We start from the raw sequence: 15985 nt of genomic DNA, 5'->3' as shown, positions 1-15985 counted from the left end.
TGTTACCCCTGTCCCGTCAGGCTGGCCGCTCGCCGCTCGCGCGCAATCTGCTGCACGGCGCCGAGACCGTTGTACGCAGGCTTGGCCATCCGGGCCGACTTGGATGCCAGGAAGACCAGCGGCCAAGTCACCAGGAACACCACCACGATGTCGAGGATCGTGGTCAGGCCCAGGGTGAAGGCGAAGCCCTTCACCTGGCCGACAGCCAGGATGTACAGCACCAGGGCGGCCAGGAAGGTGACCGCGTTACCCGACACGATGGTCTTGCGGGCCCGAGCCCAACCGCGAGGCACCGCGGAGCGGAAACTGCGTCCCTCGCGGATCTCGTCCTTGATGCGTTCGAAGAACACCACGAACGAGTCGGCCGTCGTACCGATACCGATGATCAGACCCGCGATACCTGCCAGGTCCAGCGTGTAGTTGATGTACCTGCCCAAGAGCACGAGGATCGCGAACACCATGGCACCCGACGCCACCAGTGACAGCGCGGTGAGTATGCCGAGGACGCGGTAGTAGGCCAGCGAGTACAGCAGCACCAGTCCGAGGCCGATGAGACCGGCCCAGAGACCCGCGCGCAGCGACGTCAGACCCAGGGTGGCCGACACCGTCTCCGCCTCGGAGGACTCGAACGACAGCGGCAGCGAGCCGTACTTCAGCACGTTGGCCAGGTCCTTCGCCGTCGAGGCGTTGAAGTGACCGGTGATCTGCGTACGTCCGCCCGGGATGGCCTCCTGGATGGCCGGGGCGCTGACCACCTGCGAGTCGAGAACGAACGCGGTCTGGGTACCGATGTTGGCAGCGGTGAAGGTGGCCCAGACGTCGGCGGCCTTCTCCTTGAACGTCACGTCGACGACGTACTCGCCCTGCTGCTGGTTCAGCCCCGACGACGCGTCCTTGATCTCGTCACCGCTGATGATCGACTTGTCCAGCAGGTAGACCTCTTTGTGGTCCTTGGAGCAGGTGACCAGCGGCAGGTTCGGGTCATCGTTGCCGGCCAGCACGTCCTGCTGGTCGCAGCGGGTGGCCTGGAACTGCAGCGCCAGCAGCTGAATCTGCGGCTGAGTGCTCTGGCGCAGGGCCTTCTCGTCGGCGATGCGCTGGGCCAGTTCGGCCTTGGGGCCGTGCGGGCCTGGCGCGGGCGCACCCGGAGCCGGGGCACCCGGAGCGGCAGGGGCCGGTGCGGCTGGGGTACCGGGTTCAGGCGCGCCCGGAGCGGCGGGTGCCCCGGGAGCGGCCGGCTCAGGAGCCGGGGCGGCCGAGGTGTCCGACGGCGCCGGAGTCGGCTCCTCCGGGAAGGGCCGCGGCTGCGGGGCCGGGGCAGGCGCCGGAGCGGTGGATGCCGGATGCGCGGGCATGCCGGGCGTCGGCGGCGTGATCGGGGCCTCGGGCTCTGCCGGGGCGATCAGCGGTGGCATACCAGGCATACCGGGCATCCCACCGGGTGCGCCGGGCATGCCACCGGGAGCCGGAGCAGCCGGCGCGGCGGGCTTCGCGGGCTGCGCGCCCTGAGCCGGGATGACGTGCACGACGGGCCGGATGTACAGCCGCGCGGTCTGGCCCAGGTTGCGGGCCTCGCTGCCGTCCTGTCCGGGCACGGTGATGATGAGGTTCGAACCGTCGATCACGACCTCAGAACCCGAGACACCGAGCCCGTTCACACGGGAGCCGATGATCTCCTGGGCCTGGATCAGCGCCTCGCGGGTCGGCGTCGAGCCATCAGGGGTACGTGCAGTCAGGGTGACCCGGGTACCGCCCTGCAGGTCGATGCCCAGCTTGGGCTTGGCCTGCTTGTCGCCGGTGAGAAACACCAGAAGATAGGCACCGACGAGCAGCGCCAGGAACAACGACAAATAGCGGTATGGGTGCACCGGCGCCGAAGACGATGCCACGGTTCTAGGGTCTCCTTGAGATCGGTACGTCAGCCCCGCAAAGGGTACGTGTTGGTGCGGGAATATCAGCCTTCGGTCTTCGGCGCGCCCTCTTCGACGGCAGCCGAGGACAGGTCGTCAGCGGCCTCGACCTCGGTGGTCTCGATGCGGTCGCGCACGGCCAGCTTCATCCAGGTGGTCACGACGCCCGGAGCGATCTCCAGATCGACATTGTCGTCGTCGATCCGGGTGATGGTGCCCAGCAGACCGGACGTCGTGTGCACGCGGTCGCCGACCGTCAGCGAGTTGTGCAGGTCGATGGTCGCCTGCATCTGCTTCCGCTGGCGGCGCGACGCGAAGAACATGAACGCACCCATGACCAGGAGCAGCGGCAGAAAGACAACCAAATCCATGACAGCGAAAATCTTTCGTTCTGTTGAGTCTGTGAACAGGCACGCGAGCCGGACCAGCCGATCGCCGTGCCGCGGTAGTGACCAGTGTGCCATCACGGGCGTCCGTGCCCGCAACCGGCGACGAACTAACGGGTGGCGGGATACCCGACCGGCAGCAGCACGTCGCCCGAGGTGGTGCGGAAGTAGACCTGCCATTGGTAGTAGCCCGCGAACGCGGCCGGATCGGCGGCCAGCACCGCCGCATAGTCGTTGACGGCGCGGACGTACGCGCCGGAATGGTTGTAGTGATGCAGGGCGCCGTCGCGATCGCCGGCGAAACCGTTGGCCGCCAGGTAGCGACCGGCCGCCAGGATGGAATCACGCGGCGAGCGGATGTCACCGGAGCCGTAGGAGGCGAACGTCGACGGCAGGAACTGCATCGGTCCCTGCGCCCCGGCGGTGCTGTCGCCGTTGATCCGCCCGAACCGGGACTCGATGAGGTTGATCGCCGCCAGGTAATTCCAGTTGACACCGGAGGCCGTTTGGGCCTCGCGGTAGTAGCCGAGCAGTTCGTCGGCAGGCGCCGGCGGCTGGATGGTCCATGGCGGGAGCGTGTCGCGCGGTGGTGTCATCCCGGCCAGCTGTCGACCGGCGTCGACGTTGTTGTTGTACGCCCCGGCCAGCGCGGGCGGGATGCGCGGCGCGATGACCGTATCCCACTCCGGATGCCTGGCGATCTCGCGATACGCCACCTGCTGCCGGTGCGCAGCGTCGATCAATGCGGGTTCCGGCGTCGACGGATCGCGTACGGCCTGTTCGTCGGCGACGAGGGTGTCGGCGAGTTGTACCGGATCCGGCGGGTCCGCAACGGCTTCGGCGGAGCCGGCGAACGCCAGCACGATGGCGGCGACCGTGGCCGCCCACCGACGGATCACCTCAGCGTCACGATCACCAGCAGTACAACGGCGATCGCCGGGAAGAGGCCCTGCGTGATGGCCGCGCGCGCCTTGTCCGGCGAGGACAGCAGCAGCACCAACGCCGCGGCCAGCATCGAGCCCACTCCGGCGAAGATCAGGGCGACACCAACGCCGCAGTGACCCAACGTGATTGCCGCGATACCGACGGCGGTGACGATGGCCAGGAACAGGTTGTAGAACCCCTGGTTGAAGGCCAGCTCTTTGGTGTCCACTGCCTGTTGCTCAGTGAGTCCGAACGTGGCCCTGGTTCGCGGCGAGGTCCAGGTGAGTGACTCCATCACGAAGATGTACACGTGCAACAGCGCGGCCAGGCCGGCAACGATCAACCCTGCAGTCAGCATGGGTCCTATTCAAACAGTCCGGCCTGTCCAAGTCCGTTTATCGGTGGCTGCAGTCCCAGATGTGTCCATGCCTGCGGGGTGGCCACGCGCCCCCGCGGCGTCCGGGCGATCATCCCGGCCCGCACCAGGAACGGCTCGCACACCTCCTCGACGGTGGTGGCCTCCTCCCCGACCGCGACCGCCAGCGTCGAGACACCGACCGGACCGCCGCCGAAACTCTTTGTCAGCGCGGTCAATACGGCCCGGTCCAGACGGTCCAGGCCGAGTTCGTCCACGTCGTACACCGCGAGGGCGGCCTTGGCCACGTCCCGGGTGATGACGCCGTCGGCACGAACCTCGGCGTAGTCACGGACCCGGCGCAACAGCCGGTTCGCGATACGCGGTGTGCCGCGGGACCGCCGGGCCACCTCGGCGCCGGCTTCGGCACCGAGTTCGATGCCGAGGATGCCGGCCGAACGGGCCAGCACCCGCTCCAGCTCAGGCGGTTCGTAGAAGTCCATGTGGGCGGTGAAGCCGAACCGGTCACGCAGCGGGCCGGTCAACGCTCCCGAGCGGGTCGTCGCGCCGACCAGGGTGAACGGCGCGACCTCCAGCGGAATCGACGTCGCACCCGGACCCTTGCCGACCACCACGTCGACCCGGAAGTCCTCCATGGCGAGGTACAGCATCTCCTCGGCGGGCCGGGCGATGCGGTGGATCTCGTCGATGAACAGAACGTCGCCCTCGACCAGGTTGCTGAGCATTGCGGCCAGGTCGCCGGCGCGCTCCAGGGCCGGGCCGGAGGTGACGCGCAGCGACGAACTCAGCTCGGCGGCGATGATCATGGCCAGCGAGGTCTTGCCGAGGCCGGGTGGTCCGGACAGCAGGATGTGGTCAGGGGTCCCGCCGCGGTTCTTCGCGCCTTCGAGCACCAGCTGCAGCTGCTCACGCACCCGGGGCTGGCCGATGAATTCGCGCAGCGACTTGGGCCGCAGGCTGGCGTCGACGTCACCCTCGCCGACAGTCAGCGCGGGTGAGACGTCCCGCTCGTCGGGCTCGGTACCGTCGTCCTCGAACCGGCTCACTTCTTACCCAACATCGACAGCGCCGCCCGCAGCGCGGTGGCGGTGTTGGCCTCGGGATCGTCGGCCAGCACCTTGTCGGTGGCCTCCTCGGCCTGTTTGGCCGGAAAGCCAAGTCCGATAAGCGCTTCCACGACCGGCCCGCGGATGGAGTGCCCACCGGCGACGCCGGCGCCGGCGCCCGCCGTCGCGCCGATCTTGTCGCGCAGTTCCAGCACCATCCGCTCGGCGCCGCGCTTGCCGATGCCCGGCACCCGGGTCAGGGCGGTGACGTCACCGTCGGCCAGCGCCTGCCGCAGGGTCGGGGCGTCGTAGACCGCGAGGGTCGCCAGCGCGATCTTGGGGCCGACGCCGGACACGCCGAGCAGGACGTTGAACAAGTCGCGGGCGTCGGAGTCGGCGAAGCCGTACAGCGTCTGGGAATCCTCGCGCACGATCATCGCGGTGATCAGCCGCGACTCGGTGCCGCGACGCAGCGTGGACAGGGTCGCCGGGGTGGCCATGATCTTGTAGCCGACGCCGGCGGCCTCGATCACCGCGTGATCGAGTGCGATGTCGATAACCTCGCCACGGACCGATGCGATCATGCGCGCGCCGCCTTCACCTTCGCTGCGTACTGCTTCTTGAACTCGGCGGCCTTGGCCTCCGCCTCGGCCATCCGGGCGATCATGGGCGCCCGCCAGCAGTGGCAGATGGCCAGAGCCAGCGCGTCGGCGGCGTCAGCCGGAGTGGGCTTCTGTTGCAGCCCAAGGATTTTCATGACCATGGTGGTGACCTGGGCCTTGTCGGCACGACCGTTACCGGTGACCGCGGCCTTCACCTCGCTGGGCGTGTGGAAGTGCACGTCGATGCCCCGCCGCGCGGCGGCCAGAGCGATGACGCCACCCGCCTGCGCGGTACCCATGGCGGTGTTGGCGTTCTGGTTGGCGAACACCCGCTCGATGGCGATGACATCGGGACGGTGGATGTCCATCCAATGCTCGACGGTGTCACTGATGGCCAGCAACCGGCGGTGCAGCTCGGCATCAGACGGAGTGCGCACCACGTCGACGTCGAGCGCGGTGACCTTGCGCCCCGTGCCACCCTCGATCATCGAGAGGCCACAGCGCGTCAGACCGGGGTCGACGCCCATTACCCGCACGCCCACTCCTCACTAGGTCCCGAACAGCTGTTCGATAGCTTAGCGGGCGGCGGCGACAGTTCCCGCGAGGGACACGCCCCAGATGCGTGCGGGCACGTGACACAGTGGATCCATGCGGGTCGTCATCGCGGGTGGGCACGGGAAAATCGCCTTATTGCTGGAGCAACTGCTCGCCGGCCGGGGCGACACGGCAGCCGGGCTGATCCGCAATCCGGCGCAGGCGCGCGACCTCGAAGCGATCGGCGCCATCCCGATAGTGCTCGATCTCGAGCACGCATCGGTGGCCGACGTCGCGGCACAACTGGCTGGTGCCGACGCCGTGGTGTTCGCGGCCGGCGCCGGCCCGGGCAGCGGCGCCGAACGTAAGCAGACGGTGGATCGGGACGCGGCGATCCTGCTCGCCGACGCGGCCGAATCCGCCGGGGTCACGCGCTACGTGATGGTCTCGGCGATCTCGGCCGACGACCGGAGCCTGGACCCGGGCTACGACCCGGTGTTCCGCGCGTACATCCGCGCCAAATCGGAGGCCGACGCCGACGTGCGAGCCCGCACCGGATTGGCGACGACGATCGTCCGGCCAGGACGGCTCACCGACGAACCCGGCACCGGCCGGGTGCGCATCGCGGAGACCACGGGCCGCGGCAGCGTTCCGCGCGGAGATGTCGCAGCCGTTCTCCTGGCGGTACTGGATGCGCCACAGACCGCCGGGCGGACATTCGAGCTGATCTCCGGGGACACCCCGATCACCACAGCACTCGGCTGACCGGATTCACCGGGCGACGAGCGGACCTCCGGCGGCCCGCCACTGAATGAGCCCGCCTGTCATGTTCACGGCCTCGAAACCGTTCTCCACCAACAGATTTGCCGCACCAGCGGACCGGATGCCACCGGTGCAGAAGGTGATGAGCAGGCGATCGTCCGGGAGTTCGAGGCACCCGCCGGGCAATGCTTCCAATGGCAGGTGCACGGCACTCGGGATGTGCACCCGATTCCACTCGAAGGCGCGGCGCACATCAACGACCAACGCACCCTCGCCGACGAGACGAAGCGCTTCGACTGCCGTGACCGCCGGCGGTCGCCGCAGATAATGGCGGATGCTCACACGTACCTCGATCCAGGGTGCACGACCATCAGTACAACGACGACCACCCACAGCAGGTTGAACAGACCGGTCACCATGCCGAGGGACCGCAGTTCGGCGGCGCTGCCCGGCGCGGCGAGTGCCTTGCGCTGACGCGGCGCGATCTGGGCCGCTAGCAGTCCCCCGGCGATGGCCGTGAGCACCATCGCCGCGATGATCCACACCTCGGTCGAGCGCCCTTGAACACCGGCGAGCGCGAGGCCGAGGACCGGTACCGCGAGCGCCAGCACGCCGTAGACCCGGGTGATCCGATGCAACAGGCGCGCGACACCGTCGTTGCGATCGGGGTCCGCCGAGGGACCGCCGACGGGCGCATATCGGGGAAACAGGCTGGTGGCCACGGCAATTGGCCCGACGAAGAGAATGCCCGCCACCACATGGACGGACAGCAGCAACGCTTGCATAACCTTCAGCCTAACTGAAGGTTACGACGAAACGGATGTGACCCGTCTCATGTACGCACGGAGCGCCTCGGTCAGTTCGGGATGTTGCGCCGCGAACTCGGCGTCCAGATCGGTCACGACGTCCGCGGCGCGCTTCAGCAGCGACTCCCCCGCGGGTGTCACGCGCAACGTGGAGGCAGCACCGGCATGTGCGGTGCCGTCGTCGACGAGACCCGCTTCGACGAAGGCCGCGACGGCTGCGTGCGCACTCTGCACCGTGATACGTGAGCGCCGGGCGAGTTCACTGAACGAGATTCCGGCGCTGCCCCGGATGTGCCCCAACAGCCCGTACTTGCGCGTCGTCAGACCGAGAGGCTTCAGGGCGTCGGCGAATGCGGCGTCCCACACGCGACTGACCGTCAACAGCGCGACGGTCGGGCTGAACGGCGGCGGCTCGGGCATGCTCGGCAGGCTACCGCCGGAGCGGCTATTCCTCGTCGAGCTGCGCGGCGACGTCGTCCGGGATCTCGACGTTGGTGTAGACGTTCTGCACGTCGTCACTGTCTTCGAGCGCGTCGACGAGCTTGAACACCTTGCGGGCACCTTCGAGGTCGACCTCGACGGACACCGACGGCTGGAAGCCGGACTCGGCAGAGTCGTAGTCGATGCCGGCGTCCTGCAGCGCGGTGCGGACCGCGACCAGGTCGGTCGGCTCACAGATGACCTCGAACGCCTCGCCGAGATCGTTGACCTCTTCGGCGCCGGCATCCAGGACGGCCATCAGCACGTCGTCCTCGGTCTTGCCGTTCTTCTCGAGGGTGATGACACCCTTGCGGGAGAACAGGTAGGACACCGAACCCGGGTCGGCCATGTTGCCGCCGTTGCGGGTCATCGCGACCCGGACCTCGCCGGCGGCGCGATTGCGGTTGTCACTCAGGCACTCGATGAGCACGGCGACACCGTTGGGCCCGTAGCCCTCGTACATGATGGTCTGCCAGTCCGCGCCACCGGCTTCTTCGCCGGCACCGCGCTTGCGCGCGCGCTCGATGTTGTCGTTGGGAACCGAAGTCTTCTTGGCCTTCTGAATGGCGTCGTACAGCGTCGGGTTACCGCCGGGGTCGCCGCCACCGGTACGCGCGGCCACCTCGATATTCTTGATCAGCTTGGCGAACTCTTTGCCCCGGCGCGCGTCTTTGACGGCCTTCTGATGCTTGGTAGTCGCCCACTTGGAATGGCCGCTCATGCGTGTACGCCCTCTTTCTGGTGAAACTTCAATTGACCAGTTTACGTGGGCGAGTCACAAGGCCTGCGCAGGCGGGGACCGCAGCGCGGCATTCGACGCACTCAGTCCGCACGATCAGTTTCCGTCGAAGCAGATCACCTGTTTCGCAACCGACTTGACCAGCGATTTGCAGGGGAACGCCGTCCCAGGTCCCATGAAGACCGTCAACCTACCCTCCGAACCCCGCTGAAGGATCACGGTGCCCGTCTCGAGTTGGACGTCGTCACGTTTGATCCTGGCCACGTACCAGCCCGCTCCTGCTTCGTCGATATCCGTGACGTGGAACAGCGGCCGGCCGTTCTTGAATATTCCGGCCGTGTCGGAGCGTTTCAGCGCTTGAACCACGTCATCATCGGATGGCCCACTGAACGCCGACACCGCCACCGACATGGCCACGACGACCGCGATGCCGATGCCCGCCACCAGCAGCGCCTTGCCGGTCGCCACAGATCCGGTTGCCACGCCAGCTGCCGCGGCCCGGTTCCAGTCGGCGATAAGCTCGTGGTCGTAGCCCTCCTGCCGAATTCGGACGTCGGTGTAGATGAGCGCCTGGAGAACCCGGAAAAAGCCGATCATCACCCCAACCACACCGGCGAACAGCAGCAGGTCGCCCGCAGCCGACAGCGGGCTGTCGATCAGGTTCGTCAGCATCTGCTCACCCAACAGCGCGAAGTAGGCCCACAGGACCAGCAGCATGCAGACGCTCCACAGCACGTGGATGCCCAGGATGCGCCAGAACGCGGGCTTGAGCAGTTGAACCGACCGTCGGAGCGCTGCACCGACGCCACGTCCCTCGATCACGACGGCGATGGGCGCGAGGCTGAGCACCAGGCCCAGACCGAAGTAGATCGGGAACATCACCAGGAACGTCAGTACCAAACCGCCCGGCCCGGCCAGTGCGATCATCATCTTCGGGCTGCTGGTCAGCATCAGGTAGAACACCACCTGCGGCAGAAACAGGATCGCGTAGAACACCAACGTAAGCCGGCACACGGCGAACATCCGCCGGCGAGCCTGACCAAGTACCTCGCGCGGCTGGATCGGCCGACCCCGCACCGCGCTGTCGGTCGCGATTACCGACAGCGCGATCAACAGCGCGTCCGCGGGCAGGGCGATCGCCGCGACAACCACGAAGTAGACAACCCAGACCACCAACATTCCGGTCATCAGGCTGCTCAGACTGTCCAGGCCACCGGCGCCAAGGGACATCGATGCCTTCACCATGACGGTGCCGATCGTTTCGGCGGACGCAAAGACGAACAGCGCGAAGCCGACCAAGATCGCCACCGGTATGCCCAGCAGCGCCGGCCAGTGCCGGACCATGATCTTCGCGGTGCCACTGAACAGTTCGGGCACCGTCATTGCACGCAGCGGAATCATCGGGGCCGGCGCCACACCACGCGCATAACCGGTTCCGTTCACCGGAGCTTGCGGGCGGTAGAAACCGGACCTGGGATCAGTTTGCGGTGCCCCGGGTGCGGCACCGAACTGCGCCGGCCCCTGCGGCAGCGGCGGGGAGGGTGCGGCCGAGCCGTACGGCTGCGTGGGCTGGCGCCGGAATACGCCGTGCGGGTCGGCACTACTCCCCGACTCGTTCTGTCCAGCATCAGAATTCGGCATCGCCACTCCCTCGCCCGATAGCAATCCGCTGGATTACAGCACAGCACGAAATGCTGCTCATATCGGTCGAACGGATGACTTGCCACCGCCAGGTGGCCCGATTTCCGATGCCGAGTGGTTTGTTAGCTCACACGTGAGGGCACGGTCAGGTTGTATACCGTGTCGGACCCGACTTTCATCGGCGCGAAGTTGGCACCCACCCAGTCGGCGATGTCGCTGTGCGCGTCCGCACCCCAGTGCCCTTTGTTGTCGGAGACGACGTAGTACGCCACCTCGTGGCCCGCCACGTAGGACTGGAACTGCTGCAGCGTCGGCGCCGGGTCGGAGCCGCCGAACCCGCCGATCGCGATGACGGGCGTGCGCGTGTCGAGTTCCAGACCGGCAGCCGCCGACGACCGGTCGATCGCCGCGGACCATTTGGTGGTCGTGGCCTTGAGCAGCGCGTTCAGGTCAGGATTGGCGTCACGCTGACCGAAGCCGCCATGCCCCTTGTCATCCTTGTCCGCCGGGCCGACGGACGGCCCGCCACCGAGGTGCGGCTGGCCGAAGGTCGCGAGCGAGTAGGCCACCGATCCCCCCACCGCTCCGAACATCGCCAGGCCCAGCGCCAGGGTCGCGATGTGCTTGCGGTTGACGCGGCCCGCCCAGACGAGTGCCGCGGCACCGAGCACGGCGGCGGCCAGGATCACCCAACGCAGTGCGGGCAGCCAGTCGGCATTCCGACGCAGCAGCCAGAAGCCCCATCCACCACTGACCAAAAGCACTGTCGCCAAACCGATCCGGTGGAACAGGGACTCCCGACGGCGCCAGAATTCGATGACGAAGATCGCGAACATCGCAGCCATCGCCGGTGCCAGTGCGAGGCAGTAGTACGGGTGCACGTTGGTCTTCATGAAGCTCAGCACCAGGCCGACACTGATCAACCAGCCGCCGAACAGGAGGGCGCCGGCGCGGACCCGATCGGTACGGGGCGCGCGCCCGCGGGAGATCACCACGAACACCGTGGCCAGTAGCGCCGCCGGCACCAGCCAGCCGATCTCGAAGCCGAATTCGCCGGTGAACAGCCGGGGCAGGCCCTGCGTCTGATCGCCCATGCCAAAGCCGTGATGGCCTGCCGTCTTGATCGCCTCGCCGGCGGCATGCCCGGCGTGCTCACCGGTGAGGGTGTGCACTGTCGACGGCTTGTCGGGGTCGGTCCGGCCCATGTGGTTCTTGCCGAGGACGCGACCAAAGCCGTTGTAGCCCAACACCAGGTTCATGAAGCTGTTGTCGGTCGAGCCGGCCATGTAGGGCCGCGACGACGCCGGCCACAGGATCGTCAGCACCACGAACCAGCCGGCGGAGACCAGCATCGCGGCGAATGCGCCCAACAGGTGCCACAGCCGGCTGCGCAGCGCGACGGGCGCGGCGATCAGATATGTCAGGCCGAGGGCCGGCATCACCATCAAGCCTTCGAGCATCTTGGCCAGGAACGCGAAACCCAGTGCGACACCGGCCAGCGCCATCCACTTGGCGCCCTTCTCTTTCAGGGCCCGGACCGTGAAGTACGCCGCCAGCGTCATCAACAGCACCATGGCCGCGTCGGGGTTGTTGAAGCGGAACATCATGGCGGACACCGGGGTCAGCGCGAGAACCGCGCCGGCGAGCAGGCCCGCCGTCGGACCACTGATCCGGCGCACCGCGGCGTAGAGCAGCCACACCGAACCGACGGCCATCAACGCCTCGGGGATCAGCATGCTCGCGCTGCTGAAGCCGAAGATCTGGCCGGAGAGCGCCATCACCCACTGCGACAGCGGCGGCTTGTCGACGGTGATGACGTTGTTCGGATCGATGGACCCGAACAGCAGCGCCTCCCAGTTCCGCGAACCGGCCCACACCGCGGCGGCGTAGAACTGGTTGCCCATGCCGTTGACCGTGATGTTCCACAGGTAGCCGACGGCCGTGACGATCAGCAGCAGGGCCAGCGCCGCACGCTCGCGGGTCCTGGTGGGCACCGTGGTCTCCGGCTCGGCCGTCGGGGCGTCCAGGACGGCGGCGGATGTCGTAGTCACCCGACCATTAAGGCAGCCCCAGCTATGGCCGAGCTGTGAAGCGGGCGAGCCGCCGCTATGACATCGGGCCGCGATGAAACTGCTCACAGTCAGCGGATTCACAGACATTTCTACAGTGAACACTCGTACACTCAGTTCATGGACGACCCCATCGCCAGCGAAGCCGGCGCCCTGGCCGAGCTGGGCCTCACCGAGCTGGGCACCGCCGTCGACGGCATCCACAAGGTCCAGCGCGCCATCTCCGAGCGGGTGTTCCGGCTGGTCGGCCTCGGTGTCGGCCCCGCCGCCAAGCCCGTGAAAGTGGTCTACGACGCCATCACCGACGGCGTCTACTCCACCATCAGTCACGTCGCCACGACGGCCGCGCCCATCGCAGGCAAGGCGGTGCACGACCAGACCGCCGGCAAGCTGTCCGATCAGTCCGGCGGCGCGCGTGTCCTCGCGGTCCTGCAGGGATTGATCGGAGACAAGCTGCACGAGCAGGGTTCCGTACTGGCGACGACGATGTCGGTGCGCGTCGACGGCCGGCCGGTGACCCTCGATCCCGACAGCCTGCGGGCCGCGTATCCCGGCGCCACGGGTGACGTCGTCGTGTTTCTCCACGGTTTGATCGAGACCGAGGCCTTCTGGGCGCTCGGCAAGCGGCCGACGTACAGCCAGCGACTCGGGACCGACATCGGCATCACCGGCGTCGAAATCCGCTACAACACCGGCCTGCACATCTCCGACAACGGCCTGCTGCTCGCCGAACTCCTGGACCAACTGGTGGCCGCCTGGCCGGTACCGGTGACGTCGATCTCGCTGGTCGGCCACTCGATGGGTGGCCTGGTGATCCGCTCGGCCTGCGCAGTTCCCGACCAGACCTGGGTCGACCGGGTGCGCACCGTCGTCATGCTCGGCACCCCGCACACCGGAGCGCCCTTGGAGAAGGTCGTGCATTTCGGGTCGGCAGCGCTCAGCGCGCTGCCCGAGACCCGCCCGTTCGGCAGCCTGCTACGGCGGCGCAGCACCGGAATCCGTGATCTGCGCTTCGGCTCACTCGACGAACGCGACTGGCGCGACCGCGAACCGGACGCCTTGCGCGCGGCGCCGCCGATCGACGTGCCGCTGCTCGACAGGGTCTCCTACTACTGCGTGACCGCGACCCTCGCCCGCACGCCGGCCAACCCGATCGGCTGGGTGCTCGGCGACGGGCTGGTGCAGGTGCGCAGCGCGCAGGGCCGAAGCCGCAAGCGCGACATGAGATTTGAACGCGACAACCGGCTCCATCTGCCGGAGGCGCACCACTTCACGCTGCTCAACGACGAGCGGATCTACGAGCGTCTGCGCGTCTGGTTGTCGCGATCAGAGAGAGTCGACGAAGAGCTTGTGGATGCGGCGGTCGCCGGTGACCTCGGGGTGGAACGACGTCGCCAGCATGCGGCCCTGACGGACGGCGACGGGATGTCCGGCCGCGCGGGCCAGTACCTCGACGTCGGGGCCGACGCGCTCGACCCACGGCGCCCGGATGAACACCGCGTGGACCGGGCCGTCGAGCCCGACGAAGTCGAGGTCGTCTTCGAAGGAGTCGACCTGACGACCGAAAGCGTTGCGCCGCACCGTCATATCGATCCCGCGTAGCGGCAGGGCCTCGCGCCCGGGCACGCCCGCGTCGTTGATCTCGGTGGCCAGCAGGATCATGCCGGCGCACGATCCGTAGCACGGCAGGCCCGTGGCCAAGCGGTCGCGCAGCGGCTCCAACAGCTCCAACTCGCGCAGCAGATGACTCATCGCGGTGGACTCCCCACCCGGAATCACCAGGGCGTCAACAGCATTCAGTTCCGCCAGGCGCCGGACCGTGGACACCTCGGCGCCCGCCGCACGCAGGGCAGCCAGATGCTCTCGGGTGTCCCCCTGCAAGGCCAGGACACCGACGTGCGGGCTCACTCGGCCGGCGGGGTGAAGCCGCGGTTGTAGCGGGTCAGCCCCTCCTGCATCACAGCGGCCACCATCTCGCCGTACTGGGTGAAAATCCTGCCCTGCGTCAGGGCCCGGCCGCCGGTTGCCGACGGCGACGACTGGTCGTACAACAGCCATTCGTCGGCCCGGAACGGCCGCATGAACCACATGGCGTGGTCCAGCGAGGCGATGTTCATATGTTTGCGTACCTCGAGGTGATTCACCTGCGCCGAACCCAGCAGGGTCAGATCGCTCATGTAGGCCAGGGCACAGATGTGCAGGACGTGGTCGTCGGGCAGCGGGTCGCGGTGCCGGAACCAGACCTGCTGCTGCGACGCCTTGCCGGGCACCCGGGCCACCTGGTCGCGCGGCACGATGCGCACGTCCCACTCTGCGAACTGGGCGAACCCGGCGTCGTCGAACGCGCCGGCGGACCGGAATCCCTTCGACAGGTCAGGTGGCGGCGGCACCGGCATGACGTCCTGATGCTCAATACCCGACTGATCGGTCTGGAACGACGCCGACATCGAGAAGATGTTCTCGCCGTGCTGGATCGCACTCACGCGGCGGGTGCAGAACGACCCTCCGTCGCGAATGCGCTCCACCATGTAGACCGTCGGTGCGCGGGCGTCACCGGGACGCAGGAAGTACCCGTGCAGCGAGTGCACCTGGTACTTCGGTTCCACGGTGCGCACCGCGGACACCAACGACTGACCGGCTACGTGGCCACCGAAAGTGCGCTGCAGGAAACCCGATTCCGGGCTGAACACACTGCCGCGGTAGATGTTGACCTCGAGTTGCTCGAGGTCGAGTATCTGCTCGATTGCCACCGGTAGGTTTTACCAGCCCCGCTCGGCGAGCCGATGAGGCTCCGGCACATCCTCCACGTTGATGCCGACCATGGCCTCACCCAGACCGCGCGACACCTTGGCCAGCGTGTCGGGGTCGTCGTAGAACGTCGTCGCCTTGACGATCGCCGCGGCGCGGGCGGCCGGGTCACCGGACTTGAAGATGCCCGAACCGACGAACACGCCCTCGGCGCCCAGCTGCATCATCATCGCGGCGTCGGCCGGAGTGGCGATGCCGCCGGCGGTGAACAGCGTCACCGGCAGCTTGCCGGCCCGCGCGACCTCGACCACCAGCTCGTACGGCGCCTGCAATTCCTTTGCGGCAACGTACAGCTCGTCCTCCGACAACGACGTCAGCCGACGGATTTCGCCGCCGATCTTGCGCATGTGCGTGGTGGCGTTCGAAACGTCACCGGTGCCGGCCTCACCCTTGGAGCGGATCATCGCCGCGCCCTCGTTGATGCGCCGCAGCGCCTCACCCAGGTTGGTGGCGCCGCACACGAACGGCACGGTGAACTTCCACTTGTCGATGTGGTGGGTGTAGTCGGCCGGGGTCAGCACCTCGGACTCGTCGATGTAGTCCACCCCGAGGCTCTGCAGAATCTGCGCCTCGACGAAGTGGCCGATGCGGGCCTTCGCCATCACCGGGATGGTGACGGCGTCGATGATGCCCTCGATCATGTCCGGATCGCTCATCCGCGAGACGCCGCCCTGCGCGCGGATATCGGCGGGTACGCGCTCGAGCGCCATGACGGCGACGGCGCCTGAGCCTTCGGCGATACGTGCCTGCTCGGGTGTGACGACGTCCATGATGACGCCGCCCTTCAGCATCTCGGCCATGCCGCGCTTGACCCGGGCGGTGCCCGTCTGACCGCTGTTATCCGCTGCGGTATCCACTGCAATCTCCCTCAAGAATTTGGTACGGGTCAAGTCTAGTGGCCA

At 67.6% G+C, this 15985-nt stretch carries 17 protein-coding genes and 1 pseudogene; 2 read left to right on the top strand and 16 right to left on the bottom strand.

Features of this window, described 5'->3' with window-relative positions:
* Window positions 1-2 precede the first annotated feature (2 nt).
* The 7 genes from secD to ruvC form a co-directional block, all read right to left on the bottom strand.
* On the bottom strand, window positions 3-1889 hold the full coding sequence (gene secD, locus ACWW1C_RS12225) for a protein translocase subunit SecD (protein WP_455983668.1): 1887 nt from the start codon (window positions 1887-1889) through the stop codon (window positions 3-5).
* Between the two features lie 65 nt (window positions 1890-1954).
* Window positions 1955-2281 (bottom strand): preprotein translocase subunit YajC, encoded by a 327-nt coding sequence (gene yajC / locus ACWW1C_RS12220; RefSeq protein ID WP_455983667.1) that lies wholly within the window; start codon window positions 2279-2281, stop codon window positions 1955-1957.
* Between the two features lie 125 nt (window positions 2282-2406).
* On the bottom strand, window positions 2407-3159 hold the full coding sequence (locus ACWW1C_RS12215) for a transglycosylase SLT domain-containing protein (RefSeq protein ID WP_455984249.1): 753 nt from the start codon (window positions 3157-3159) through the stop codon (window positions 2407-2409).
* A gap of 32 nt (window positions 3160-3191) precedes the next feature.
* Complete coding sequence (locus ACWW1C_RS12210) at window positions 3192-3578, bottom strand: DUF1304 domain-containing protein (protein ID WP_455983666.1); 387 nt, start codon at window positions 3576-3578, stop codon at window positions 3192-3194.
* 5 nt (window positions 3579-3583) lie between these two features.
* Window positions 3584-4642 (bottom strand): Holliday junction branch migration DNA helicase RuvB, encoded by a 1059-nt coding sequence (ruvB, locus tag ACWW1C_RS12205; RefSeq protein ID WP_455983665.1) that lies wholly within the window; start codon window positions 4640-4642, stop codon window positions 3584-3586.
* On the bottom strand, window positions 4639-5226 hold the full coding sequence (ruvA, locus tag ACWW1C_RS12200; RefSeq protein ID WP_455983664.1) for a Holliday junction branch migration protein RuvA: 588 nt from the start codon (window positions 5224-5226) through the stop codon (window positions 4639-4641). The genes ruvB and ruvA overlap by 4 nt, the downstream gene beginning before the upstream one ends.
* Window positions 5223-5780 (bottom strand): crossover junction endodeoxyribonuclease RuvC, encoded by a 558-nt coding sequence (gene ruvC, locus ACWW1C_RS12195; protein WP_455983663.1) that lies wholly within the window; start codon window positions 5778-5780, stop codon window positions 5223-5225. Before ruvC ends, ruvA begins: the two co-directional genes overlap by 4 nt.
* Window positions 5781-5892: 112 nt before the next feature.
* Between ruvC and ACWW1C_RS12190 the strand changes: the two genes are divergently transcribed.
* Complete coding sequence (locus ACWW1C_RS12190) at window positions 5893-6543, top strand: NAD(P)H-binding protein (RefSeq protein WP_455983662.1); 651 nt, start codon at window positions 5893-5895, stop codon at window positions 6541-6543.
* A 6-nt stretch (window positions 6544-6549) separates the two neighbouring features.
* Here the strand turns inward: ACWW1C_RS12190 and ACWW1C_RS12185 are convergent, their stop codons facing one another.
* The 6 genes from ACWW1C_RS12185 to ACWW1C_RS12160 form a co-directional block, all read right to left on the bottom strand.
* The gene (locus tag ACWW1C_RS12185) at window positions 6550-6882 is read right to left on the bottom strand and encodes a rhodanese-like domain-containing protein (protein WP_455983661.1); all 333 of its coding nucleotides are present in this window, start codon (window positions 6880-6882) and stop codon (window positions 6550-6552) included.
* Window positions 6879-7325: a hypothetical protein gene (locus tag ACWW1C_RS12180; protein ID WP_455983660.1), complete on the bottom strand. Its 447-nt coding sequence runs from the start codon at window positions 7323-7325 to the stop codon at window positions 6879-6881. Before ACWW1C_RS12180 ends, ACWW1C_RS12185 begins: the two co-directional genes overlap by 4 nt.
* 21 nt (window positions 7326-7346) lie before the next feature.
* Window positions 7347-7766: a MarR family winged helix-turn-helix transcriptional regulator gene (locus ACWW1C_RS12175; protein ID WP_455983659.1), complete on the bottom strand. Its 420-nt coding sequence runs from the start codon at window positions 7764-7766 to the stop codon at window positions 7347-7349.
* Window positions 7767-7791: 25 nt separating this feature from the next.
* Window positions 7792-8547 (bottom strand): YebC/PmpR family DNA-binding transcriptional regulator, encoded by a 756-nt coding sequence (locus tag ACWW1C_RS12170; protein WP_155899047.1) that lies wholly within the window; start codon window positions 8545-8547, stop codon window positions 7792-7794.
* Between the two features lie 114 nt (window positions 8548-8661).
* A complete protein-coding gene (locus tag ACWW1C_RS12165) occupies window positions 8662-10206 on the bottom strand; it encodes a hypothetical protein (protein WP_455983658.1) in 1545 nt (514 codons plus the stop codon).
* A gap of 122 nt (window positions 10207-10328) precedes the next feature.
* Window positions 10329-12257 (bottom strand): ArnT family glycosyltransferase, encoded by a 1929-nt coding sequence (locus ACWW1C_RS12160; protein ID WP_455983657.1) that lies wholly within the window; start codon window positions 12255-12257, stop codon window positions 10329-10331.
* A 57-nt stretch (window positions 12258-12314) separates the two neighbouring features.
* Here ACWW1C_RS12160 and ACWW1C_RS12155 point away from each other — a divergent pair.
* Window positions 12315-13511: pseudogene (locus tag ACWW1C_RS12155) on the top strand (esterase/lipase family protein); the annotation flags it as partial.
* 90 nt (window positions 13512-13601) lie between these two features.
* Here the strand turns inward: ACWW1C_RS12155 and pdxT are convergent.
* Genes pdxT through pdxS form a run of 3 tightly spaced genes read right to left on the bottom strand, consistent with a single transcriptional unit; the run spans window position 13602 to window position 15883 of the window.
* Window positions 13602-14183, bottom strand: a complete 582-nt coding sequence (gene pdxT / locus ACWW1C_RS12150) for a pyridoxal 5'-phosphate synthase glutaminase subunit PdxT (RefSeq protein ID WP_455983656.1) — start codon at window positions 14181-14183, stop codon at window positions 13602-13604.
* Complete coding sequence (gene tesB, locus ACWW1C_RS12145) at window positions 14180-15025, bottom strand: acyl-CoA thioesterase II (RefSeq protein WP_455983655.1); 846 nt, start codon at window positions 15023-15025, stop codon at window positions 14180-14182. Before tesB ends, pdxT begins: the two co-directional genes overlap by 4 nt.
* Window positions 15026-15034: 9 nt before the next feature.
* A complete protein-coding gene (pdxS, locus tag ACWW1C_RS12140; protein ID WP_231388049.1) occupies window positions 15035-15883 on the bottom strand; it encodes a pyridoxal 5'-phosphate synthase lyase subunit PdxS in 849 nt (282 codons plus the stop codon).
* Window positions 15884-15985 lie beyond the last annotated feature (102 nt).

The sequence above is a fragment of the Mycobacterium sp. HM-7 genome (assembly GCF_053852335.1).
Note: the sequence above shows the minus strand (reverse complement) of the source record. Positions and strands in the feature narration are given on the sequence as shown.

Excerpts from the sequence above, each read along its gene's own strand:
- ACWW1C_RS12180 (WP_455983660.1), bottom strand. The coding sequence starts at position 7,325 with ATGCAAGCGTTGCTGCTGTCCGTCCATGTGGTGGCGGGCATTCTCTTC.
- ACWW1C_RS12170 (WP_155899047.1), bottom strand. The coding sequence starts at position 8,547 with ATGAGCGGCCATTCCAAGTGGGCGACTACCAAGCATCAGAAGGCCGTC.
- ACWW1C_RS12165 (WP_455983658.1), bottom strand. The coding sequence starts at position 10,206 with ATGCCGAATTCTGATGCTGGACAGAACGAGTCGGGGAGTAGTGCCGAC.
- ruvA (WP_455983664.1), bottom strand. The coding sequence starts at position 5,226 with ATGATCGCATCGGTCCGTGGCGAGGTTATCGACATCGCACTCGATCAC.
- yajC (WP_455983667.1), bottom strand. The coding sequence starts at position 2,281 with ATGGATTTGGTTGTCTTTCTGCCGCTGCTCCTGGTCATGGGTGCGTTC.
- pdxS (WP_231388049.1), bottom strand. The coding sequence starts at position 15,883 with ATGGCCGAGATGCTGAAGGGCGGCGTCATCATGGACGTCGTCACACCC.
- ACWW1C_RS12175 (WP_455983659.1), bottom strand. The coding sequence starts at position 7,766 with ATGCCCGAGCCGCCGCCGTTCAGCCCGACCGTCGCGCTGTTGACGGTC.
- ACWW1C_RS12210 (WP_455983666.1), bottom strand. The coding sequence starts at position 3,578 with ATGCTGACTGCAGGGTTGATCGTTGCCGGCCTGGCCGCGCTGTTGCAC.
- ACWW1C_RS12190 (WP_455983662.1), top strand. The coding sequence starts at position 5,893 with ATGCGGGTCGTCATCGCGGGTGGGCACGGGAAAATCGCCTTATTGCTG.